Genomic DNA, 22,685 nt, shown 5'->3' with positions numbered 1-22,685 from the left:
GAAAGCGCATGAGCCGAAGGCTCGAGTCTCGAGGCCTGAACGGCGGGACCAAGGGGGCCTCGACCCCGCGGCGCCGAAGGCGCCGCCAATAAACACAGACCCCGCGGGGCGGCTGTGATCATGGCAAGATGGGCCACCGAACCACCTCGCCGCCCAGCAGGAGGACATCGAGAATGGCCCCCCGTCCGCTGTCCCTCCTAGCGCGTACCGGGGTCGCCGGTGCCGTCGCGGCCCTTGTGCTGGCCGGTCCGGCGGTGGCGGATCCGAACGATGTGAATCCCATTCCCGGTATCAACGGCGAACCCCGCGGTCTGCCGACGCTGCCCGGGGACACCCAGGCCATCTACCAGGTGACGGGTATGGACAGCCCCAACCGGACTCAGCGGGTGAATGTGCTGGGCACCGACCTGGGGGTGATGTGGGACGACGGCGCGGGCACGCTTCTGACCGCGTTCGGCGATTCCGCGGGCCTCGGCGTGCCGAACCTGCTGGCCGGCAGTGTGTGGGCGTGGACCAGCAATGCCCTGTTCTTCAGCCACACCAAGGATCCGGCCCAGGGCATCGTCTTCGACGGCGCGGTCCCGAATCCGCTGCCCAGCCCGAAGATCCCGGGGATCGAGATCAGTTTCATCCCGACCGCCGGTATCTCGGTGGGCGGCGTGCAGTACCTGAGCATGATGTCGGTGAAGGAGTGGGGCGACCACGGTCTGTGGGCCACCAACTTCGCCACGCTCGCCGCGTCCGGGGACGGCGGACGGACCTGGGCGCAGCTGCCGACCACGCGCCGGGCGAATGTGGACGGCCACGAGCGGTTCCAGCAGAACGCGTTCGTGAAGGACGGCGGATTCGTGTACCGCTACGGCACTTCGGCGGGCCGGAACCATCCCGGGTACGTGTCCCGGGTACGGGAAGCCGATATCGCGAACATCGACGCCTACGAGTACTGGGATGGGCACGGCTGGAAGCCGGCCGACGCCAGAGCCGCCGCACCGGTCGTCGACGGGGTGGCCGAGCTGTCGGTGCAGTGGAACGACCATCTGCGCAAGTTCGTGATGCTGACGACCGATCCGTACAACTCGGTGGTGCTGCGCACCGCGGATGCGCCGGAGGGTCCGTGGAGCACGCCCCGGGTGCTGCTGGAAGCGGCCGCTCTGCCGACGGCCTACGCGCCCATGATTTTCCCCTACCAGACCGGCAGCGACCTGTACTTCCTGCTCACCGTGCATCGCCAATACAACGTGCTCCTGATGCGCACCCCCCTGTAACCCCCTCGGAAACGACAGTGCCCGCCCCGGCTACCGAGGCGGGCACTGTGTCGTGTCTCAGCGCGAACCGGGACGGCTGCTGGGCCGGCTGCTGGGGGTGCTACCGCTGGGCCGGCTGCCGCCGCTCGGCTCGTCGCTGGATTCCTCCGGTTTCTTCTCGTCCGGTGACTCGCATTTGACCTCCGGCACCGGATCGTACTTCACCGTCCGGGTGTGGCGGGAGACCTCCGCGCCGGTATTGATATCGGTGATCACCCGGGTGTCGGAGATGGTGAACCCGGGAGCGCCCGTGGAGGCGATGCAGTCGTCACCCTCGGGCAGGGTGATGGTTTCCGGTTCCGTCGGCTTGGTCTTGTCGCCGGTGATCGATTCGACGTTCACCGTCTTGGTACCCCAGATGCGAACGGTCACCTCGGAGCTGTCGGCGACGGCCTGGATGTAGATGCCGTGCGGGGTGTTGTTGCGGAACTGCAGGTCGATGGCGCCGTCGAATACGGTCGCTTCACGGGCCGCCGGATAGCGGGAGATGTAGTAGCTGTGTTCGGTGTGACCGGCGTCCTCCAGGCCCGCGAAGTAGGCCGCGTTGTAGAGGGTGGTGGCGAACTGGCTGATCCCGCCGCCCACGGCCTTGCTGGGCCGGCCGTGATCGATGATGCCCGATTCCACATAGCCTTCGGCGGCGGTACGTGGACCGGTGTGGGTGTTGAGCGAGAAGGTGTCGCCGGGCTTGACGATCGCACCGTCGACCTCCTGCGCGACCGTGCGGATGTTCACCCCGGACGGACCGGTGAAACCGCTGGTGGTGAACTCGCCCATCGTTTCGTCGATACCGAGCGCCTCGGCGGCCTGCGTGGTGAGCTTGGGTTCGATCCGCTCGTAGATCGCCGGTGTGGTGCGCGGGGCGCCGGTCGCGGCGAGCATCGCCGGCAGCCGCTCCAGCGTCTTGGCCCAGTTGACCTTGTCGCCGACCACGGCGGGCACGACGGTGGGCGCACCGGAGAAGGTGAAGGTCGCGTCCTTCGGTTCGACTTCGGTGGCGGCCAGCTGCGGAGCGAGCAGGTCGGTGGCCACCTTGTGGTCGAACTCGACCCGCAGGCCGCCGTGCCCGTCCGGTACGAACCCGACGATGGTGGCGATCTGCTCGGGACTCAGCGCGGCAGTGGCGTCTCCCTTACCGGTGTAGGACACTGGCGCGCTCACCGCGGGTTCGGCGATCTGGTGCATGGCCGCGTCGATCGCGTCCTGGCGGACGGCGGGCGGCGCCACGGCGACCGGCAGATCCAGGGTGCTCGCGGTCGCCCATTGCTCGGTGATGACCGTGCGGGCCGCAGCGAGGTCCAGGACGCGGCCCGACACGGGATTCACCTCGACCGGCCGCGTGCCCTCGAAATGGATACCGCCTTCGACGGGCGGCTGGTCGTGCACCTTCAGTTCATCGAAGGTCCGGCTCAGCGCCGCCTCGTCGACCGAACTGGCCACCGTGACCTTGCGGGTGGCCACGAAGGACAGCAGCCGTGAAGCCGGGTTGAGCGGCTGACCGCCCACTCGCTCCCAGGTCGCCTCCCAGTCCACGCCGAGACCGGCCGCGGCCGGAACCAGCTGGGTCTGCACATCGGCGATCTTCACCGGGACGACTTCACCGGAACGCGGGTCGAGGATTTCCTGCAGTTTCCCGCGGGCGTCGTCTTTGTCCATCCCGCCGATGGCGACCCCGGCGACCTCGACACCGCGCGGAATCTTGCCGGAGGTCATCACCAGGTCGGCGATATAGCCCACGAGCGCGACACCGAACACGATCGCGGCGGCCAGCAGGATGCGCCGGGCGTTCGCGGAGTCGCGCAGCCAGGTCCGGGCGGCGGAGAAACGACCGCTGTCGTCACCGGACCCACCGGTGCCGCGGCCCCCGCCCGGACCGCGCGGCGGCTCGGGCGGACCGGATTTGTCACCGTGCGACAGGATATCGGCGCTGGTCGGATTGTTCGGGTGGCCCGGCCAGGAGGACGGCCCCCCGGAGAGCCGCTGGTTCAGCGCGCTGGAGTCGAAGACCTCGGTCGGCGCGTCGTCCGGATCCGCGTCGGCGAACGCGGCGGGCGCGGGCGCGGCGGTGGGCAGCGGGAACTGCTGGGTGGTGTACTCGGGCCCGGTGGGATCGTCCGGGACAGGACCGGGCGGGCCCGGGCGGCGAGCCGGGCCGGGCGGCCGAGCCGGACCGGCGGGTTCGCCGGAACCCGAGGGCGCACCAGGGCGCGGGGAAGGTCCGGGACCGGAGGGCGCCGTCGCGCCGGGGCCGTGGAAAGGCCTGGCATCGGAGGGCACTGCCGGCCCGGGGGCGGCACCGGTGGGCGCTGCCGATCCGGGGGCGCCGGCAGGCCTGGCACCGGTGGGCGCTGCCGATCCGGGACCCGGGGCAGGCCGGGCACCGTTGGGTGCCGCTGGTCCGGGCCCCCTGGAAGACCGGGGACCGATAGGTCCTGCTGGTCCGGGGCCGGGCGGTGCCGGGGCACCGGGACCGGGGCCGGGCGGTCCCGGCTGGGCGGGACGAGGAACCTTCGGAATGTGGGGAGAAGCGCCGCCGGAGACCGAACCCGATGCCGAGGGGGCCTGCTCCTGCTCGGACCGCTGCGCCGCGGAGCCGGTGCTGGGATTCAGCCAGGAGCTGCCGCCGCGCCAGCCGGGGGCGACATTGTCGGCCTGTTCGACCGGCTCGGTCGGTGCGGACGGCTGCTGACCCTGCTGGGCGCGGCCGGTGTCGAGCAGCTGACGTAGGCCGCCGTCGATCGGCTGCGGGCGGCCGTGGTCGCGTCTGTCACCGCGGTCGGTGTTCGATTCGCTGCTCACGAACCGTCCTCCCCAATCGATACTTCGGGGACTCGCGGGGTGCGAGCCTTCGCCAACGATAGTTGTCCGAACTGTAATCTTCAGTGCCGGATCGATCACAGCTGCGCCATCTGGAAGCCACTGACGTCGCAGTTGGGACATATCGCCCGAACAAGCCCTGGACAGCAAAGTGGCCCCGTGCAGTCGCCGGGTCGGGGGTCAGGCGAATGCACGGAGCCGACCGGTATATCGGCGCCACGCGCGGGTCGTTACACACGAACTCGACGAATGTTCTCGAGCGGCGGGCACAATCGGGGACGGCATGCGATCCGACCTCTACAAGTAAGGGGACGCGAGATGCAGTTGGGCATGATCGGGCTCGGCCGGATGGGGGCCAATATCGTGCGGCGGATCGTCGCGGCCGGTCATTCGGCGGTCGGCTGCGAACGCCACGCCGACGTGATCGACGATCTCACCGCCGAACTCGGCGACAGTTTCCGGGGCAGCACCGATCTGGCGGAGTTCGTCGCCGACCTCGATACCCCCCGCGTGGTGTGGGTGATGATCCCGGCCGGTCTCACCGGTCGCACGGTCGACCAGCTGGCGGAATTGCTGGAGCCCGGCGATATCGTCATCGACGGCGGCAACAGCCGGTACCACGACGATATCGCCCGGGCCGCGCAGCTCGCCCCGCTCGGTATCCACTACCTCGATATCGGCACCTCGGGCGGGGTGTTCGGCCGCGACCGCGGGTTCTGCCTGATGATCGGCGGCGAGCCGGCGCCGGTGCGGTACCTGGAACCACTGCTGCGGGCCATCGCGCCCGGTGTCGTGGCCGCGCCACGGACCCCGGGACGGACGGGGGAGCCCGGACCGGCCGAGGAGGGTTATCTGCACTGCGGTCCCGCGGGGGCGGGCCATTTCGTGAAAATGGTGCACAACGGGATCGAGTACGGCGTTATGGCGGCCTACGCCGAGGGGTTCAACATCATGCACAAGGCCGACTACGGCAACCGCGCCGGCGGGGAGTACTCCGCGGAGGAGACCCCGCTCGAACATCCGGAGTACTACCGGTACGACATCGATATCGCGGAGGTCGCCGAGGTCTGGCGGCGCGGGTCGGTGGTGGCGTCCTGGTTGCTCGATCTCACCGCGACCCAATTGCACGCCGACCCGAATCTGGATTCTTTCGGCGGCCGGGTCTCCGATTCCGGAGAGGGACGCTGGACCCTCGACGCCGCGGTGGATATCGGAGTACCGGCTCCGGTGCTCTCGGCGGCGCTGTTCCAGCGTTTCGCTTCGCGCGGTGAATCGGCGTACGCGGACAAGGCCCTCTCCGCGATGCGCGAGGCCTTCGGCGGACATCACGAACTGCCCGGGTCTGGTTGAGGAGGACCCGGACCGCGACGGGCCCGGCAACCGCCGAATTCGAGATCGGCATCTCGCAGAAGGGATCGCGTATGCGCGGGACCGGACCCATCGGAGACGGAGATGCCCCGATCCTTGTGATCAGAGCATCTCCGGTCCCCTGCACCGGTCCGGGTTCCGCCGCGGCTGTGGGCGCTTCCCGCACCCGCCGGACGGACCCGTACCCGGCCGGTTCAGCGCTCCAGAATGGCGACCACGCCCTGACCGCCCGCGGCGCAGATGGAGATGAGTGCCCGGCCCGACCCCTTCTCCGCCAGCTGTTTGGCGGCCTGGGCGACGATCCGGCCGCCGGTGGCGGCGAACGGGTGCCCGGCGGCCAGCGAAGAACCGTTGATGTTCAGTTTGGTGCGGTCGATCGAGCCGAGCGCCCCGTCGAGGCCCAGCCGCTCCTTGCAGTACTGATCCGATTCCCAGGCCTGCAGGGTGGCGAGCACCACCGAGGCGAAGGCCTCGTGGATCTCGTAGAAATCGAAATCCTGCAGGGTCAGGCCGTTGCGGGCGAGCAGCCGCGGCACCGCGTAGGTGGGGGCCATGAGCAGGCCGTCGGGTCCATGGATGTAGTCGACGGCGGCGACTTCGCTGTCCACCAGGTGCGCGAGGACCGGCAGATTGCGCTCGGCCGCCCACTCGTCGCTGGAAAGCAGCACCGCCGACGCGCCGTCGGTGAGCGGGGTGGAGTTGCCCGCCGTCATGGTGGCGTCGCCCAGCTTCACCCCGAAGACCGGCTTCAGCGTGCCCAGCTTCTCCAGCGAGGAGTTCGGGCGCAGGTTGTCGTCGCGGGTGAGGCCGAGGAACGGGGTCACCAGGTCGTCGAAGAAGCCGCGTTCGTAGGCGGCGGCCATGTTCTTGTGCGACAGATAGGCCAGTTCGTCCTGGGCGTCGCGGGAGACCCCGAACTCCTTGGCCGTGATCGCGGCGTGCTCGCCCATCGACAGCCCGGTGCGGGGTTCGGCATTGCGCGGGATCTCGATACCGACCATGCCCGGGCGCAGCTGACCGACCAGTTTGAGCCGCTCGGCATTGGTGCGGGCGCGGTTGATGTTCAGCATCCACTCGCGCATCCGCTCGCTGACCCCGATGGGTGCGTCGGAGGTGGTGTCGGTGCCGCCACCGATACCCACCTCGATCCGGCCGGCCGCGATCGCGTCGCCGACGGTGACGACGGCCTGCAGGCCGGTGCCGCAGGCCAGCTGCAGATCGTGGGCGGGGGTGTAGGGGCTGAGCCGGCTACCCAGCACGCTCTCCCGGATCAGGCCGTGCTCACCGACCCGCTTGAGTACCGCGCCGCCGGCGACCATGCCCAGCCGTTCGGATTGCAGGCCGAAGCGGCTCACCAGGCCGTCCAGTGTGGCGGTGAACATGTCCTGGTTGGAGGCGTGCGCGTAGGCCTTGTCGGAACGCGCGAACGGGATGCGGTTACCGCCGAGGATCGCTACCGGACGGGTCGAACGGGATGTGGTGGTCACTCGGGTCTCCCAGGTTGTCGAGTTGGCGAGAGGGTCGGGTGCTCCGGGCCCGGGCCGCGGCTCCCCGCCACGACGTCCGACGCCCGCCCGCGCTCGGTTTACGATAAACTTACTCCGGAGTAAGTTCAATGTCGACACCGCCTCCGGCGACTACCGACACACCACATCGAGCAACAGAAAAGGTGGGAACTGTGGCAGCCAAGAGCAAGGGTGCACCCAACCTCTACGGATCGTTCGTCAACTCCGCGCCGGGCGGGTTCCTCGCGAACAAGCTGGGCCTGCCGAAACCGGAGAAGTTGCGGCGCTACGTGGCCGGCGAGCCGCCGCTACCCGGACCGGTGCTGCTGGGCGGTAAGGGCCGGGTCGCCGAACCGCTGCGGGCGCTGCTGGCCGAGGACTACACCTTCGCCGATTCCCTCACCACCGGCACCAAATACGGCGCGCTGGTCTTCGATGCCACCGGTATCGGCAGCATCGAGGATCTGTCTCAGCTCTTCGAGTTCTTCCAGCCGGCGATGCGCAGCATCGCGCCGTCGGGCCGGGTTCTGGTCATCGGCACCACCCCCGAACTCGCCGGCAGCGTGGACGGCCAGATCGCCCAGCGCGCGCTCGAGGGTTTCACGCGGTCGGTGGGCAAAGAGCTGCTGCGCGGCGCCACCGCGCAGCTGGTGTACCTGCACCCCGACGCCTCCCCGGCGGCCACCGGCCTCGCCTCGACCCTGCGGTTCGTGCTGTCCGCCAAATCGGCGTTCGTGGACGGTCAGGTGATCCGCGTCGGTAAGGACGACGCGGTCGCGCCCGCGAACTGGGACAAGCCGCTGGACGGGAAGGTCGCCGTGGTCACCGGTGCCGCCCGCGGGATCGGCGCCACCATCGCCGAGGTCTTCGCCCGCGACGGCGCGAAGGTCATCGTCGCCGATATCCCGGCCGCCGGTGAGGTACTGGCCGAGACCGCGAACAAGGTGGGCGCCACCGCGCTGGCGCTCGACGTCACCGCACCCGACGCCGCGCAGCGGCTCGCCGAATTCGCCACCGAACGTTTCGGCGGGATCGACATCATCGTGCACAACGCCGGGATCACCCGGGACAAACTGCTGGCGAATATGGACGAGGGCCGCTGGAACGCCGTCCTGAACGTGAATCTGGCCGCGCCGCACCGCATCACCCAGGGCCTGGTGGCCGCGGGCGCGCTGAAGGAGGGCGGCCGGGTGGTGGACGTCTCCTCCATCGCGGGTATCGCCGGTAACCGCGGGCAGACCAACTACGGCGCCTCCAAGGCCGGGGTCATCGGCATGGTGAACGCCGAGGCCCCCGAACTGGCCGCGAAGGGCATCACCATCAACGCCGTCGCGCCCGGTTTCATCGAGACCGCCATGACCGCCGCGATCCCGCTGGCCACCCGCGAGGGCGGCCGGCTGATGGCCTCCCTGAACCAGGGCGGCCAGACCGTGGACGTCGCCGAAACCATCGCCTACTTCGCCAGCCCGGCCTCGAACGCGGTGAACGGCAATATCGTCCGGGTCTGCGGCCAGAGCATGATCGGCGCGTGATGACCGAGACCATCACCCTCGACGCACCGCCGAAGAACGGCGGCCTGTACGCACAGGCCGTGCTCGGCGCGATACCGCTGGTCTCGGCGCGGAAATCCGAGATCCCGGACCGCGCCGTCCGGCTCGACGGCTACCGGGTCGACCTGGAACACCTGGCGGCCTACTGCGCGGCCACCGGACTGCGCTTCGGCGACACCCTGCCGCTGACCTACCCGTTCATCATCACCTTCCCGCTGGTGATGAAACTTGTAGTGCAGCGCGACTTCCCGTTCGTCGCGGTCGGCGCGGTGCACGCGGAGAACCTCATCGAACGCACCCGCGAGATCTCGCTGAGCGAACCGCTCGATATCACCGCGCATATCGAGAACCTGCGGGAACACCCGAAGGGCCTGCTGGTCGACGCGATCAGCGAGATCCAGGTGGGCCGGGAACTGGTGTGGCGGCAGGTCACCACCTTCCTGCACCAGCAGAAGACCTCGCTTTCGGGCGGCCCCAAGCCCGAACCGAAACCCGACGAGGTGCCGCCGCCCCCGCTGCGGACCTGGAAGGTGGACCAGAAGACGATCACCCGCTACGCGAACGCCTCCGGTGATCAGAACCCGATCCACACTTCGGCATTGGGTGCCAAGGCTTTCGGCTTCCCCCGGGCGATCGCGCACGGGATGTGGTCGGCGGCAACGATCCTCGCCACGGTCGAGGGCCGGGTCCCCGACAAGGTCTCCTACGCGGTGAAATTCGGCAAACCGATCCTGCTGCCGTCCACTGTGAACGTGTACGCGGACCAGGTCGAGCAGGGTTGGGATCTGGCCCTGAAGCATCCGAAGAAGGGCTACCCGCACCTCACCGCCACACTGCGCTGAGGTAGCGGCCCACTCGATAGAAACCCCGCTCCGGGCTCTTCGGGGCGGGGTTTTCATATTGTCGCGGGACCATTAGTCCTGGTCAGCGATACTATCATCAATGAAAGTATCATCCATGATAGTAATCGGACGCCCAGAAACATCCGGTGGCAGTAGCGACAATTCAACCTGGATCGCACATAGGACGGGCGCAGATACTCTCACCGAAGCCAACCACCATCTGCGGCGAAGATATCGGCCAATCCGCTCACTGCTCGCCAACACCGCTCGGCCCGCATCTCGGCCGCGCTGAGATGCGGAACGACCACCACTTCGGCATCGTGCTCGAAGAGGTGCTGAACGGCGATCAGCGTGGCCAGTTTCGGCGCCGAGGGCGCGGTGATCGTGAATACCACCTCCAAGTGATGGCGAGCGACGAGTCCGTCCAGATCAGGCGTGTCGGTGTTGTACCTGCCCACGACAATCGCGCGTCGCCGATTCTCGGTGGTCACGATCGGCTCTCCCTACCGACCGAGCATTCACGGATCGCCGCGACGAGCGCCATCCCCGAGGGCTGTGCCCCGATGACGCAGGGTGGCGCTACCCAAGTACGGAAAGCCGCGCTACGTCGGGTCGGTGCGGGCAACACAATGGCTCCGCTCCGTACCACCGACACATTGAGGCGGAACAACTCGGCGAAAACCGGGGTCTCGTCGGGGATGTCGGGAGTGATCAGAAACGTCCACCGGCCCGAACGGGGATGCGAGATCACCGGCCCTGAAGTAAGGCCACGCCCGAGCAGCAACCGACGTGCCGCCGCACCCAACTCGGCGGGCATCGTGACCGCACCGACGTGGGGCCCGGCCGCGACGACGATGCTTTCTGTTCCTGGCTGCACCACTGCCGCCAGTCCGCACGAGCGATAGAAGGCGCACCGGGTCGCGAGCGTATCCCCGCAGGTAACACCTGCCTTCTCATTCATGACGAAGCGCCCTTCGGTTCGGCAGCAAAGGCGTGACAGGCGCGGAGAGCAGCAAAACATCGATCGATGTGTGGTTCGTGATATCGGTGCGCTCGACACCGGACTGCCGAGACGGTGTCTGTTCCAGGCACGGGATCACATCCATGAGCGGGCCGCTCCACAAGGTGGAGATGGTTGCGGCGAAGTCGGCACGTGCGCGAGCCGCTCGCTTATTGGCCGGCTGCGGTATGTAGCCGGTGGATGCCGACCGTAGCCGTGCGGCGATTCGACACAGGACCGCAGTATCAGCAGGCACGCCACACCTCGGGCGGATGTGCGGCGCGCCACCGGGCGATCACACCGTCTACCTCACATTGCGCGGTAGGTTGCCCGGCGGCCGTCGGTGTATTGCCGGGGAGGGCCCCTCGAATACCTGCGCGATCGTGGCTTTCGCTCTCACTCGACAGGCGCAGCGTCGTGGACATTGCCTGGTTGGTCGTCAGCGCCGGTGGCAGCGCCGGGGTCGGGGTCCTCTCATTGCGCTCGCGATGCATAGTGCCTCCTGACGGATCTCGATTGACCGGCACCCGGCGCCGGGGCCTTTCCTCGGCCGGCGGTCTGTGTCGCCGTTTCGCCCGTTGATCTCTGTTTCACCCGGCGCCGGGGCCGCTTTCAGCGTCACGCACCCGAAGCTTCGGTAGGAGCCTCGAAAGGCCCACGGAGGGAATACGCTTCGGATAACGAGTACGTTGACCGCTGCTCCGAGGGGTGGAATGACTGTCAGCAGATGGACGAGCACGGAAGTGCGGGCACTTCGCGTGGCCGCGCTCCGCGAAACCCAGGAGGAATTCGCCGAACGCGCCGGATACATGCTCCCGACCATCAAGAAATGGCATCGGGCGACATGGGACAAGCCGGTACGGGGTCGTTCCGCCGAAGCACTCGACACGATGCTGCGCGAGTTGGACGATGAGCAACGTGCCCGGTTCGATGCGGAGACCGCCGCTGTGGGTGATTCGACACCTCGCGACGCCGAAGTCGTGGGCCGGGCGAGCACGGTGCTCGGGACATATGCGTGGGAAGTCGACAGTGACGTGAGACGTCGTGAATTCGGAAAGCTGGCCACTGCGGTAACCGCGTCCACGGTTGGGTGGCAGTTCGGAGAACACATCGGACATTCGGACGCCCAACGGCTGCTGTCGGCTGTCGGCGACTTGGAGGAGAAGGATCAGCAGGTGGGTGGCGGCGCCCTGGTCCGGTTCGCGCTCGAACAGCTCGAGCACGCCAAACACACCCTCGACACCGCGAGTTACGACACTGCGACCGGTCACGCGTTTGCTTCTGCCACGGGACATTTGGCTGTGCTCACCGGCTGGCTGGCACACGACTCGGATCGCCACATGGTGGCGCGACGTTGCTATGCCGATGCACTCTCGCTGGCGAGCGAAGCAGGCGACGAAGACCTCGTTGTCCATACCTGCCTGAATGCGGCGAATCAGTCGATCGATCTCGCCAGAAGGGGGCAGGGCAGCCCGCACTACGCCTTGAAGCTGATCGACCGTGCCCGCACACTGGCCGGTGGCCGGCCGCCGGGCCGGATTCACGCTCTGATCGCCGGGCGGGAGGCTCAGGCACGCGGATTGCTCGGTGACCGGGTCGGTTTCGGCCGCGCCGTCTCTACTGCCTGGCGGGAGGTAGAGCACGCCATGAGCTATGAGTCGCTGGAGGAGTGCCCACCGTGGCTGTGGTTCGTGACTCCCGCGGAGATCCGTGGGCACGAGGCACGCGGATACGGCGAGATCGGCGAGGTACGCAAAAGCATCGAACTTCTCTATGCCGCATCATCGGAGGAGAGAGGCGCTCGCAATGCCGTCAGCGATCGAGCGCACGCGGCGGTGGCGCATGTCCGCATGGGCGATATCCAGTCGGCTCTCACCTTGGGGACGGCTGTCCTCACCGAACTGGAGAACGTCACGTCGGGCCGGACGCTGCGAGTACTGGACCCGATACGAACCGTCGACCATCCCGCGGCCGAAGAGTTCCGCGACCGGTTCGCGTCGCTGGAGAACGCGACACGTAAGGAAAGCGCATGATCAACCCGGAATTTCGGCGTTACTCTGCCGCCCAGGCCCGCGCAATGCGAGACACCGTTGAAGACATCTACCGGCGTTCCTACGTCGATGCGATCGCTTCGGGTGACCCGTTCGAATCCCCAGCGGCATTCATGCACAGGTTCGACGCCTACACCGATCCCGCGCGCGACAGGGGATTCGACCTGGTGGCGGCTTATGTCGACGGGGCACCGGCAGGGCAGACCTGGGGCTGGCCGCTGTCACCAGGTGCGGCGGGATGGGGTGGGCTGCACCTGGACGATGGCGGTCTCAACGACTCCGATCTGGAGGATTTCACAGTCGAGACCGGTGATCGGACCTTTGCTCTCTCAGAGATCATGGTGTGCGTCGAGTACACCGGCCGCGGACTCGCTCGCGCCTTGCACGACAAGCTGTTGGCCGGTCGCCCCGAGCAGCGGGCGACACTGCTGGTGAACCCGGGCAACGAGCGCGCCTACGCCCGGTACCGGAAGTGGGGGTGGTATCGGGTCGGTTGGCAACGTCCGGACTGGGACGACGCCCCGCTCTTCGATGTGCTGATGCGAGACCTACCACTCTGACCCGAGACAGCCCTACACGAATCTCTGGGCGGGTGTGCGTAGCTCGGTCGTTCCAATGCCCCTGAGCAGCTGTGGAAGCTATGGCCTCGGATGATGGCCGGCGGGAGAATTGGGCCGCATCGCGAGCCAACTCCGGACCATTTCCTTACGAGGGTCAGGAAGGCACCGTGACCAGCGAAAATCATGTGCGAAGCGTTCCGGCGTTCACGGCGGCGCCGATGTTGGAGTCGTCATCGTTGTCGTCAAGGATGTCGTCACCATGCGACGGGGTCGCGCCAGGCAGTTGTCACGGTCGACCGATCGGTCGAAAGACCTCGTCCCGCCCTCACAACAACCAACTCCCCGATATTGTCTGCACCATGCCACTGGAGGACCAGGTCAGGCGCTGGATCGAGCGCGCGGCACACATAAAAGTATTGCTGGACCCGCTGATGGAAACCTATCCAACCAATCAGCGTCTGCTTCCCTCGAACTGGGCGCGACTACTGGCAGACCAGGGCGTGACAGTGAAGACGTTCGATTCCGAGCCGCCGGACACCACCGCAAACCCGTCCTTCCCGGACAACCGCCCACCTGGCCGCCGCCCACGAAATAGACCACATCTACGGGCAGCCTCCCTATCCGTTGAACACCTTTTCGAGGGTGTCGGCCGTGACGGAGCGACGGAGCCATGTGCGGATTTCTTCGGGGCTGCCGGTCTCGATCTTCCGGATCGCTGCCTGGGGGACCGAACCGAATTTGGTATCGAGGAGGTCGATCAGAGTTTCGGTTCGGGCGCGGGCCTCACCTTCGGCGCGGAGCCGTTCGGCGGTTGTCATCAATGCCTCCTTGGCTCGGGGACCCAACTGCTCGATCACAGGGTCGAGACCGTCTTCGGTTGTGTCGCTGACCTGCAGTATGTAGGTCAGCACGGCTTGCAGTTCCGTGATGCCTTGTGGGCCGGACACCAGCGCCCACAAGTCATCGAGTAGGTCCAGCATATCGGAACCGAGGTCGGCGTTCCGGGGTGCGATTTTGTGCAGAGCCAGCATCACGCGGGTGGCGGGAGTGAGATCGCGAGCAAGTAGGTCGGGCAGGTCGAGGGCGGCGACGTCGTCGAGCAGAAAGCGCAGGCGCGGAAGATAGGGCTGCAGCGCTTCATGGCCGGCTGGGTCGAGGTCGATCAGGTCAGCCAGCTCGATCGGGGCCTGCCAAGCTCGGCCCTTGCGGTTGCTGTGCACTACGAGCGGGACCACGGCGGGCAGGGTGCGGCTTTCCGGGTGCAGGCGGCGGTGTTGATTCCAAATGTTGACGAGGTATTCGAGCATGCGCAGCGGCATGAAGCGGTCGCTGCGGCTCTGATGTTCGATGAGCAGATAGATATAAGCGGGGTGCGCGTCGAGGCGGGTGCGGTACAGCACGTCGCTATAGCGTGACCGTAATTGAGCCGAGACGAAACTGCCCGGTTGCAGGGTCAGTTGATTCCAGTCGATCCGACGGGTGATGTTTTCCGGTAGCGCGGAACGCAATTCGGAAGCGGCATCCGCTGGGCGGCTGAGGACGTGACGGAAGTAGGCGTCGTGTGGGTTCGACGGGTCGGCGGGCACGGCCGCGAAACTACCCGGGTGGGCCGACATCTTGAAATGTGCGGTACCGGCGAAAACGAAGGCGCCCCGGACCTTTCGGTCCGGGGCGCCTCGGCTGTGCTCGTACGGTCAGAGGTTCTTCGGGAGCCTGATGGTCTCCGTCGGAGCGTCCGCGTTACCCGTGCGGGGCAGCGTGGTGGTCGGGGCGTCGGCCGATGCGGCGGTCGAGGAGCCCCCGGTGGGGCGCCGGGCCGGGCCGGTGGGCCGGGCCGGCTGGCCACCGCGACCGCCGGTCAGGCCGAGCGCGAGTCCGGCGATCAGCGCGAGGACGCCGAGGATGCCGAAGACGATCGGCAGGACGCGGCCGAACAGCGACAGCTTGTCGATATTGTCCTTGGCCACCGCCAGCTGGGATTCCACGGTGTCGGTATCGAAGACCATATTGGCCTTGAGTGCGGGCACCTCCACCTTGTCGGCGGTGCGGCTGTAGAAGATGTTGAGCTGTTCGCCGCCCTTGACGACGGTGCCGGTCTCCGGCTCGACCCAGACGTCGCGGGTGTTGCCGTAGAAGCGGTACATGGTGACCGGCTCCTCGCCACCCTCGACGCCCCACTTGGCGGCGGGCAGTTCGAGCTTGTTGGTCGGCGCCTTGGAGACGTCGGCCAGCCTGGTCACCGGGACCTGCTGCCGGAAGTGGTAGACCTTGGTGCCGTTGATCTCGGTCTCTTCCTGGAACACCATGTCGGTGGTGGTCCGGGCGAGCACGTCGAAGTACGGGTAGGTCTTCTGCTCGGTGCCGATCGGGAACCGGTACTGCAGGCCCGTGTGCTGCACCGGATCCGCGAGCGCCTCGCCCTTGGAGTTCGTGGTGATCGCGATCGACCCGTTGGGGTCGGCGGCCACCGGCTCACCGGTCACGCGGTCGATGGTGACCCGGTCGACGTAGGCGGTCAGCACGCCGGTGTCGCCGGATTTGTCGATCCGGCGCAGGGTGTTACCGGCCTGGATGGTCATCTCGTCGGCATCGGAGGGATCTTCGACGGTGAGGAACCGCTGGGAGACCAGCGGTACGTTCTTGTTGACCTCGGCCGAGCGCCCCTCGGCCGTCAGCGACGAGGAATCCAGGACCAGGCTCTCCTGGTCCTTCTGATTGACCGCGACGGTGGTGATCTCGAGGTCGAGAGGAGTCTTGGCCATCTTGCTGACGGTGTAGGTGGGGATCATCAGCGCGGCGACGATAAGCAACGCGCCGAGACCCACGAGCACGCAGGCAACCGTCCTTCTGGTTCCGGCACTCAGTGCCATGCAAACTCTCCTCGTCGTAGAACACAGGTCGTTCCGCGGGTACAGCGGGGCGCCGCGGCACTCGTGAGCCCTGACACTAACAGCCTGGAGGTGGCCCAGGGGTTGGCGAGGCCGGAATCCGACCGAAAACGGGGGGAGTCTAACCCGCGTTGTGAAATACCGGCTTCCTACGAGCACAGACGGCCCGGCAGACTGGGACTCGATGACGACCACTCCGACCACCGATACCGGCCCCTGGCCCTCTGCCGACCAGGCCGAACGCCGGGCCGCACCCGGTCACGGCCCGGCTCCCGCGGGGACGGCGCCGGTACCCGTCGGGCGTCAGCGGGGCTTTCTTCCCGCGCTCGAGGGTATGCGCGGTCTGGCCGCCCTGGGCGTACTGCTCACCCATGTCGCCTTCCAGACGGGTGCCACCGGTATTCCCGCGCTCGGCCGCCTGCTGGAACGCTTCGATATGGCGGTCGCGGTGTTCTTCGCGCTGTCCGGTTTCCTGCTGTGGCGCCCGCACGCGCTGACCGCACGCGGACTAGGCGACGCTCCCGGTCTCGGCTACTACCTGCGTCACCGGGTGGCCCGGATCGTTCCCGCCTACTGGGTCGTGGTGTGCGCTGTGCTGATCCTGGTTCCGGCCGCCGCCGGTACCGCCGGGCTGCAGGTGTGGATCTCCAACCTGCTGCTCCTCCAGGTTTTCGTCCCGCTCACGCTGACCGACGGGCTCACCCAGATGTGGAGTCTGTCGGTCGAGGTGGCCTTCTATATCGTGCTGCCGCTGCTGGCCTGGCTGCTGCACGGGTTGCGGGGCCGCGCGGCCGCGGCCCGGGTACCGGCCGTCCTGATACTCGGGCTGGTCTTCCTGGGCTGGAACTTCCTCCCGGTACCGACTCCGGATGCCATCCACGCCGACAACTGGTTGCCCGCCTATATCCCCTGGTTCGCGGGCGGCATGCTGCTCGCCGAGCTGACCTGCGACGACCGGCGCCGCGCGCGCCTGCGGCTGCTGGGCAACCAGCGGTTGATGTGGGCGATCGCCGCCGCCGCGTTCGTGGCGTCGGCGACCCGCCTGGGCGGGGTCGCGGGGCTGACCCGGGCCGAACCCTGGCAGTACACCGCGAAGATGGGCCTCGGCGCGGTGATCGGGTTCGCCTTGCTGGCGCCGCTGGTGCTGGGACCGTCGGACAAACCGCATCGCTGGCTGACCGCGGCGCCGGTCGCGATGGCGGGCCGCTGGTCCTACGGGCTCTTCATCTGGCATCTCGCCGTGCTGTCGGTGATCTTCCCGGTATTCGGCATCCTGCCGTTCAACGGCAATTTCGGCGTGGTGCTGGTCCTGACGGTGGCGTTCACGCTGCCGATCGCCGCGGCGAGTCATGCCCTGGTGGAGGAACCGTGCCGGCAGTGGGCGCGGCGGCGGGACCGGCCGCGTGCCGCGAAAGCCTGATCCGCCGGCTCAGCAGTCGCAACCGCAGCCGTCGCAGCAGCAACCGTCACCGCAGCAGCTGCCGCAGTCACTGCAGCAGCCGCCGCACTCGCAGCAGTTGCCGCAGCCGTCGCAGGTACACCCCCGCCCGGCCCAGGACTCCTTCTGTTCGCCGCTGCACGGCCGGGTGTGCTCGGCGCAGCACGCGTAACCGGTGCAGTACTGGGTGCAGATCAGCTGGATCGACTCGGCGACCCCCGGCCGCCGCGGGCCGGCGGGCGCCTGCGGGTCGATGAGGCGGATACCGGCCGGGTTCTTCCGGGCGGCATCGGTGGGCGACGGCGCGACGGCGTGGCCGAGCCGGCGCAGTGCGGTGGTGAGCGGATCGAGTAGCGCCCAGCGCAGCGTCGGCAGACCGCTCAGGCCGGCGGACCCCAGCGACGACCGCAGCGAACGATCCGATTCCCGGACGAGCGCGTAGGCCTCGGCCCGCGTGGTGCCGGTGGCGGTGAGCGGGTTGAAACGATCCGCGGCGGCGTCGGCGTGATAGTCGGTGAGCGCGTCGGCCAGATGCGCGATCCGGCCGAACTCGTCTCCCGCGGTGCGCAACGCCGCCACATTCTCCGGGCGATCGGCCAGTACCGCGGTGTGGGCGAAGAACTCCGCGGCACAGCGACGGCTGGCGCCGGTCAGCTCGTCGAGGGCGGCGGCGCCCGCCGGCCCGGCTCCGGCGGCGACCCGGCGTTCGGCGCCCGCCTGGGCCTCGATGGCCGCCACCAGCGGAGCGATATCCAAACCGATGGCCGCGGCCCGGGCGTGCGCGCCCGCCGACCAGCCGGTCGCGATCCGCCGCATGGGACGGTGCAGCCGGGGGCGGGTGTCACCGTCGTCGATATGGTCGGCGACTTTGGCGGAGCCGAGCAGCAAAGATGCCGTGGCGGCGAGCTGGACCGGGGCCGCGGTGCCGACCGGAACCCGTGCGGTGCGCATTCCGCGCAACGGGCACGGTCCGGCGGTGCGGCGCGCGGCGGGTGCCGCGGCCTGGGCCTCGGTCAGCAGCGCGAGCACTACCGCGTCGGTATTGGTCGCACTCCGGGCCAGCTGTCCGTGTCCGTCGCGCAGCCCCAGGCACAGACCGCACATATGGGCCTGCCAGAGCTGCGGGTCCACCCCGTACTTCGCGGCGCCGTGCCGGCACGGCCGCAACATTCCGAACACTGTGCCCTCCCCGCCGGATGCGTCCTCCGCGACATCCGTTGCGCGCATCGAAAATACGGAGCGTGCGGGCCCCGCGCAACCGGGAAAGCGCCACTGAGCGAGCGATACGAACTATTCGGGCAACTCGTCCGTTTCCGCGGTGTCCGCCGCGCCGGGTTTGCGGCCGGCCAGACCGCGCCAGGCCAGCGCGTCGAGCAGATCCACGGCCTCGGCCACATCGATGCGGCCGGCGGCGACGGAATCGGCGATGGCCTCCCCCGCGCCGATCACCGCGACGGCGACGATATCGAAGTTGGTCCCGGGCTCGGCGTGTTTGGCGCTGGACTCCAGCAGCTTGGCGGTCAGCTCGATGACCCGCTCCCGGGCGTTCTCGATCTCCGAGGCGAAGGCCTGCTGCCCGAGCGCCTGGCGGTAGAGGACCTGCCAGGAGTTGCGGTGGGCATCGACGAAGCCGAGAAAGCCCTCGAGCGCGGTGCGCAATTGTTCGTGCGGGCTGAGCAGCGGGTTGCCGGCGGGTGCGACCGATTCGAGGAAACGCAGCCCCTCCCGCTGGATACAGGCGCGGAACAGTTCGTCCTTGGAGCCGTAGTAGAGGTACAGCATCGGCTTGGAGATCTCGGCTTCGGCGGCGATGGCGTCCATGGAGGTTTCGTGGAAGCCCTTGCGCGAGAAGACCTCGACCGCGGCATCGAGCATCTGCTGCTCGCGCACCGCTCTCGGAAGCCTTTTCGTACCGCCCGCCATCACGTCTCCTACCGCAGTGAGCCCATTATATTACTCCAAAGTAAGTTCCCCAGGACCGGAACCACCGGCCGCGATACCCGCGCGCCGGTGTTCTTCCGGTAGGCGGCCGGCAACCCCGGCCCGTCACTCCGGGGCCGGACCCGTGGCCCGGCCCGGACCGTCAGCAGGAGCGGGGGACCCGCTTGTAGTCGGCCATCCGCAGCACCGAGGCGTCCACCCGCTCCATCGGCAACCGGCCGGCCGCCACCGCCTGCTCCAGCTGATCGAGCACCTGGCCCACGGCATCGGTACTGATCCAGAGCGCATTGTCCACGCCCGCCACGAGCGCGGCCTCCACCGCCTGCTCGATGGACAGCCGTTCGGTGATCGCCGCCATACCGCTGAGATCGTCGGTGAAGATCACGCCTTCGAAGGGTGCCGCCCCGTACCCGGAACCCTCGCGCAGCAGCGCCATCACCTCCGGGCTGATACTGGCCGGGACGCCCGGGGTGGTCAGTCCGGGAACGTCGAGGTGGCCGACCATCACCGCCGAACCCGTATCGATCAGCTCACGGAACGGCACCAGGTCGCTGGTGCTCAGTTCCGACAGCGGCGGCACCTGCACGGCGCCGAGATGGGAATCGCCGGTGCTGGACCCGTGACCCGGGAAATGCTTGAGCACCGTCCCGACGCCGACCTCGTGCATGGCCCGGATATAGGCGTCGGCGTATTCGGTGACCACGGCCGGGTCGTCGGAGAACGAGCGGTCACCGATCACCGAATCGTCGGGCTGGGAACTCACATCGATATCGGGGGCGAAATCCACCGTGATCCCCAGACCCTGCATGGCCCGCGCCCGGTCCAGGGTCGCGGTGTAGAACTCGTCGGGCGTCATGGTCTGTGCGGTGACCCGGGCCGAGGGCGCGGTGCCGATGAGATCCTCGAGGCGCGACACCCGGCCACCCTCCTCGTCGGTGGTCACCATGAGCGGCACTTTCGCCGCGGCCGCCACCTGCGCGAGCCCGCCGTCGGTGAGCATCGACAAATCGGTCCAGCTGCCGACGAAGATTCCGCCGACCTGATGGTCGCGCACCACGGTGAGCGCGTCGTCGGTACCGGTCACCCCGACGGTGAGCAGCTGCGCGAGCTTCTCCCGGGTGCTGAACTGCGCCAGGTACCGGGCGGCGCAGTCACCTTCGGTAGTGGTCGGGCCGGCCACGTCACCGGTCGCGCCCGCGGGGCTCGTACCGGCGCCCGGGGTCGCGGTGGTGCCGGGACCGGAGCCGCCGCTCTCGGAGCCGGAACAGCCGGTGAGGAGCGCGGCGAGCACCGCGAGCAGGACCAACGGTATCTTCCGCATCGTTCGACGGTAGCCCGCGCGGCGCGACCGCGACACTTCGGATCGGCTTCCGGACAGAGGTAATCTGGTAACACCGGTCAGGAGTACGTCACGGAGGAGCAGTGATGCCCTGCGATCTGATGCTCATCGCCTACGACGGTTCCGAACACGCCAAACGCGCGATCGAATACGCCGGACGTTTCCTCGCCGCCGACCGCGCGGTGGTCCTGACCGCCTGGGAGCCGATGGTCCGCCAGGCCGCCCGGATCTCGGGGATCTCCGGGATGGTCCAACCGGAATGGGTGCCCGACGAGGAACTCGAGGACATCGCCTACACCACCGCCCGCGATATCAATGCCGAAGGCGTGCACCTGGCCGCGCTCGCGGGGCTGAACGCCGAGCCGCGCACCCAGGAATACGCCGCCAGTGCCTGGCAGGCGGTCGTGGACGTCGCCGACGAACTCGATGTCGACATCATCGTCGCGGGCACCCGCGGCGCGACCGGGCTGCGCGCGCTGGTGCACAGCAGCGTGGCGGACGCCGTGCTCAAACACTGCCACCGCCCCGTTTTCCTGGTTCCCCCGGTGCAAGCGGCCGGCGCACGGAAACCCGGGCACGACGACCACGCCGCGAAATAGGGGCGCCGCGGGCGTGGTTACGGTCGGATCATGACCGAGTTCCTGCTGGCACGCCCCGACGGCGTGGTGCGCGGCACCGGTGTACGCACGGCGCACCGCGATCCGTGGCAGGCCGCGGCCGCCCTGCGCGAGGGCACCGCCGTGGCGATCGCCGGGGCGCTACCCTTCGATCCACGACACCCGGCCGCACTGGTCGAGCCGGTCGAACTGCTGCACACCGGGGGCCCGTGGCGTCCGGCCGCGCTCCCGGAGCTGCCGCGCGTACAGGTGGTGGAGCAGACGCCGAGCCCGGCCGAGCACCGCGCGCGGGTCGCGCGGTTGGTGGAACTGCTGAACGAACCCGCCCCTCGCCTGCGCAAAGTGGTGGCAGCCCGCTCTGTGCTCGCCACCGCGGCGGCCGTGCTGGACCCCGAGACACTCGCCGCGTATCTGCTGGCGCGGAACCCGCGGGCGAATGTCTTCGCGGTCGATCTCACCCCCGCCGGGCGTACCGGCGCGACGCTGATCGGCGCGAGCCCGGAACTTCTGGTCCATCGCCGCGGCACGGCCATCGAGCTGTACCCGCTGGCCGGCACACTGCCCCGGCTCCCGAACCGGGTGGCCGATTCCGCGCAGGCCGATCTGCTGACGGCGAGCGCGAAGAACCACGCCGAACACGCGTTCGTGGTCGACTGGATCACCGAACGACTGGCCCCGGTGAGTATCGGTCTGTCGGTGCCCGAGCGGCCGCAACTGGTCGCCACCCACGATGTGTGGCATCTCGGGACGCCGATCCACGGCGTGCTGCGGGCGCCGGCGCCCAGTGCCCTCGAACTGGCGCTGCTGCTGCACCCGACCCCGGCGGTCTGCGGTACCCCGACCGCCGACGCGCTCGAATACCTCACCACCCACGAGGAGGACCGCGGGTTCTACGGCGGCGCGGTCGGCTGGTGCACCACCGACGGCGACGGGACCTGGGTGGTCGCCATCCGCAGCGCGGAACTGGCCGCGGGCGGCCGCGAGCTACGCGCCCACGCCGGCGGCGGCATCGTCGCGGCCTCCGAACCCGCGGCCGAACTGGCCGAGACCACCGCCAAACTGCGCACCCTGCTCGGCGCCCTCGACTGCGCCGTACCACCCGACAACGAGTGAGCCGGGGGCGTCCGGAGGCAGGGCTGCCGCGGGCCGGCGCGGGCCGCGATCGGGGCCGGCCGGCGGCAACCGTTAGGGTGAAACGCCCGACGGTGCCTACCCGGACCCGGCCGGTCCTGCTAGGTTGGCCCAGATATCTGCCTGCTTCGGAGTTTGGAGTGCTGCGATGAAGTTTGCTGTTCCCGGTGTTGCGAGTGCGGTCGGCGGCGCCCTGCTGGGCGCCATCGCGGTCTTCGCCATCACCGCCGCGCTGCAGCAGGACAGCCGGCCGGAAGTCGACCGAAGCGGTAACGCGGACAGCTCGCTGCTGAACAGCGTCGAATACGGCAAGCGCTGAGACCCGGCCCGATCT

General features: G+C 68.5%; 18 protein-coding genes. 10 read left to right on the top strand and 8 right to left on the bottom strand.

Annotation, left to right across the window (positions count from 1 at the left end; translation table 11 throughout):
• The first annotated feature begins 173 nt into the window (after positions 1-173).
• Positions 174-1,265 (top strand): DUF4185 domain-containing protein, encoded by a 1,092-nt coding sequence (locus AB0H42_RS11405; RefSeq protein ID WP_357053350.1) that lies wholly within the window; start codon positions 174-176, stop codon positions 1,263-1,265.
• Between the two features lie 57 nt (positions 1,266-1,322).
• On the opposite strand, the gene AB0H42_RS11400 is transcribed toward AB0H42_RS11405, so the two are convergent.
• Positions 1,323-4,103: a VanW family protein gene (locus AB0H42_RS11400; protein WP_357053347.1), complete on the bottom strand. Its 2,781-nt coding sequence runs from the start codon at positions 4,101-4,103 to the stop codon at positions 1,323-1,325.
• A gap of 336 nt (positions 4,104-4,439) precedes the next feature.
• On the opposite strand from AB0H42_RS11400, the gene gnd reads away from it, so the two are divergent.
• On the top strand, positions 4,440-5,471 hold the full coding sequence (gene gnd, locus AB0H42_RS11395; protein WP_357053344.1) for a phosphogluconate dehydrogenase (NAD(+)-dependent, decarboxylating): 1,032 nt from the start codon (positions 4,440-4,442) through the stop codon (positions 5,469-5,471).
• Positions 5,472-5,683: 212 nt separating this feature from the next.
• Here the strand turns inward: gnd and AB0H42_RS11390 are convergent, their stop codons facing one another.
• Positions 5,684-6,976 carry an acetyl-CoA C-acetyltransferase gene (locus AB0H42_RS11390; RefSeq protein WP_357053341.1) on the bottom strand — a complete coding sequence of 431 codons (1,293 nt, stop codon included), beginning with the start codon at positions 6,974-6,976 and terminating at the stop codon, positions 5,684-5,686.
• A gap of 191 nt (positions 6,977-7,167) precedes the next feature.
• Here AB0H42_RS11390 and AB0H42_RS11385 point away from each other — a divergent pair, with 191 nt between their 5' ends.
• Positions 7,168-8,526: a 3-oxoacyl-ACP reductase gene (locus AB0H42_RS11385; RefSeq protein WP_357053338.1), complete on the top strand. Its 1,359-nt coding sequence runs from the start codon at positions 7,168-7,170 to the stop codon at positions 8,524-8,526.
• Positions 8,526-9,386 (top strand): MaoC/PaaZ C-terminal domain-containing protein, encoded by an 861-nt coding sequence (locus AB0H42_RS11380; protein WP_357053412.1) that lies wholly within the window; start codon positions 8,526-8,528, stop codon positions 9,384-9,386. The genes AB0H42_RS11385 and AB0H42_RS11380 overlap by 1 nt, the downstream gene beginning before the upstream one ends.
• A 200-nt stretch (positions 9,387-9,586) precedes the next feature.
• On the opposite strand, the gene AB0H42_RS11375 is transcribed toward AB0H42_RS11380, so the two are convergent.
• Positions 9,587-9,877, bottom strand: a complete 291-nt coding sequence (locus AB0H42_RS11375; protein WP_357053335.1) for a hypothetical protein — start codon at positions 9,875-9,877, stop codon at positions 9,587-9,589.
• Positions 9,878-11,099: 1,222 nt separating this feature from the next.
• On the opposite strand from AB0H42_RS11375, the gene AB0H42_RS11370 reads away from it, so the two are divergent.
• A complete protein-coding gene (locus AB0H42_RS11370) occupies positions 11,100-12,419 on the top strand; it encodes a hypothetical protein (protein WP_357053333.1) in 1,320 nt (439 codons plus the stop codon).
• Positions 12,420-12,463: 44 nt separating this feature from the next.
• Positions 12,464-12,997, top strand: coding sequence for a GNAT family N-acetyltransferase (locus AB0H42_RS11365; protein ID WP_357053330.1), 534 nt, complete (start codon positions 12,464-12,466; stop codon positions 12,995-12,997).
• 617 nt (positions 12,998-13,614) lie between these two features.
• On the opposite strand, the gene AB0H42_RS11360 is transcribed toward AB0H42_RS11365, so the two are convergent.
• Complete coding sequence (locus AB0H42_RS11360) at positions 13,615-14,583, bottom strand: Rpn family recombination-promoting nuclease/putative transposase (RefSeq protein WP_357053327.1); 969 nt, start codon at positions 14,581-14,583, stop codon at positions 13,615-13,617.
• Positions 14,584-14,691: 108 nt separating this feature from the next.
• A complete protein-coding gene (locus AB0H42_RS11355; RefSeq protein ID WP_357053324.1) occupies positions 14,692-15,867 on the bottom strand; it encodes a DUF3068 domain-containing protein in 1,176 nt (391 codons plus the stop codon).
• A 352-nt stretch (positions 15,868-16,219) separates the two neighbouring features.
• Here AB0H42_RS11355 and AB0H42_RS11350 point away from each other — a divergent pair, with 352 nt between their 5' ends.
• Positions 16,220-17,305 carry an acyltransferase gene (locus AB0H42_RS11350; RefSeq protein ID WP_357053409.1) on the top strand — a complete coding sequence of 362 codons (1,086 nt, stop codon included), beginning with the start codon at positions 16,220-16,222 and terminating at the stop codon, positions 17,303-17,305.
• Between the two features lie 9 nt (positions 17,306-17,314).
• On the opposite strand, the gene AB0H42_RS11345 is transcribed toward AB0H42_RS11350, so the two are convergent.
• The 3 genes from AB0H42_RS11345 to AB0H42_RS11335 all read right to left on the bottom strand — a co-directional run bounded on the left by AB0H42_RS11345 (position 17,315) and on the right by AB0H42_RS11335 (position 20,585).
• Positions 17,315-18,550, bottom strand: coding sequence for a DUF5685 family protein (locus AB0H42_RS11345; protein ID WP_357053321.1), 1,236 nt, complete (start codon positions 18,548-18,550; stop codon positions 17,315-17,317).
• A gap of 63 nt (positions 18,551-18,613) precedes the next feature.
• Positions 18,614-19,246 (bottom strand): TetR/AcrR family transcriptional regulator, encoded by a 633-nt coding sequence (locus AB0H42_RS11340; protein WP_357053318.1) that lies wholly within the window; start codon positions 19,244-19,246, stop codon positions 18,614-18,616.
• Between the two features lie 160 nt (positions 19,247-19,406).
• On the bottom strand, positions 19,407-20,585 hold the full coding sequence (locus tag AB0H42_RS11335; RefSeq protein ID WP_357053315.1) for a glycoside hydrolase family 3 N-terminal domain-containing protein: 1,179 nt from the start codon (positions 20,583-20,585) through the stop codon (positions 19,407-19,409).
• A 104-nt stretch (positions 20,586-20,689) separates the two neighbouring features.
• Here AB0H42_RS11335 and AB0H42_RS11330 point away from each other — a divergent pair, with 104 nt between their 5' ends.
• From AB0H42_RS11330 to AB0H42_RS11320, 3 genes are all read left to right on the top strand, one after another.
• Positions 20,690-21,202, top strand: coding sequence for a universal stress protein (locus tag AB0H42_RS11330; protein ID WP_357053312.1), 513 nt, complete (start codon positions 20,690-20,692; stop codon positions 21,200-21,202).
• Between the two features lie 30 nt (positions 21,203-21,232).
• The gene (locus AB0H42_RS11325; RefSeq protein WP_357053309.1) at positions 21,233-22,333 is read left to right on the top strand and encodes a chorismate-binding protein; all 1,101 of its coding nucleotides are present in this window, start codon (positions 21,233-21,235) and stop codon (positions 22,331-22,333) included.
• A gap of 166 nt (positions 22,334-22,499) precedes the next feature.
• A complete protein-coding gene (locus tag AB0H42_RS11320; RefSeq protein ID WP_081877246.1) occupies positions 22,500-22,670 on the top strand; it encodes a DUF2613 domain-containing protein in 171 nt (56 codons plus the stop codon).
• Positions 22,671-22,685 lie beyond the last annotated feature (15 nt).

Origin of the sequence: Nocardia sp. NPDC050799 (genome assembly GCF_040654015.1) — a bacterium.
Taxonomy (GTDB): Bacteria; Actinomycetota; Actinomycetes; order Mycobacteriales; family Mycobacteriaceae; genus Nocardia.
This window is presented reverse-complemented; position numbering and strand designations above follow the sequence as displayed.

What these genes read in the sequence shown, in the direction of transcription:
- AB0H42_RS11405 (WP_357053350.1), top strand. Translation starts at nt 174, where the DNA reads ATGGCCCCCCGTCCGCTGTCCCTCCTAGCGCGTACCGGGGTCGCCGGT.
- gnd (WP_357053344.1), top strand. Translation starts at nt 4,440, where the DNA reads ATGCAGTTGGGCATGATCGGGCTCGGCCGGATGGGGGCCAATATCGTG.
- AB0H42_RS11380 (WP_357053412.1), top strand. Translation starts at nt 8,526, where the DNA reads ATGACCGAGACCATCACCCTCGACGCACCGCCGAAGAACGGCGGCCTG.
- AB0H42_RS11370 (WP_357053333.1), top strand. Translation starts at nt 11,100, where the DNA reads ATGACTGTCAGCAGATGGACGAGCACGGAAGTGCGGGCACTTCGCGTG.
- AB0H42_RS11365 (WP_357053330.1), top strand. Translation starts at nt 12,464, where the DNA reads ATGCGAGACACCGTTGAAGACATCTACCGGCGTTCCTACGTCGATGCG.
- AB0H42_RS11355 (WP_357053324.1), bottom strand. Translation starts at nt 15,867, where the DNA reads ATGGCACTGAGTGCCGGAACCAGAAGGACGGTTGCCTGCGTGCTCGTG.
- AB0H42_RS11350 (WP_357053409.1), top strand. Translation starts at nt 16,220, where the DNA reads ATGCGCGGTCTGGCCGCCCTGGGCGTACTGCTCACCCATGTCGCCTTC.
- AB0H42_RS11345 (WP_357053321.1), bottom strand. Translation starts at nt 18,550, where the DNA reads ATGCGCGCAACGGATGTCGCGGAGGACGCATCCGGCGGGGAGGGCACA.
- AB0H42_RS11340 (WP_357053318.1), bottom strand. Translation starts at nt 19,246, where the DNA reads ATGGCGGGCGGTACGAAAAGGCTTCCGAGAGCGGTGCGCGAGCAGCAG.
- AB0H42_RS11335 (WP_357053315.1), bottom strand. Translation starts at nt 20,585, where the DNA reads ATGCGGAAGATACCGTTGGTCCTGCTCGCGGTGCTCGCCGCGCTCCTC.
- AB0H42_RS11330 (WP_357053312.1), top strand. Translation starts at nt 20,690, where the DNA reads ATGCCCTGCGATCTGATGCTCATCGCCTACGACGGTTCCGAACACGCC.
- AB0H42_RS11325 (WP_357053309.1), top strand. Translation starts at nt 21,233, where the DNA reads ATGACCGAGTTCCTGCTGGCACGCCCCGACGGCGTGGTGCGCGGCACC.
- AB0H42_RS11320 (WP_081877246.1), top strand. Translation starts at nt 22,500, where the DNA reads ATGAAGTTTGCTGTTCCCGGTGTTGCGAGTGCGGTCGGCGGCGCCCTG.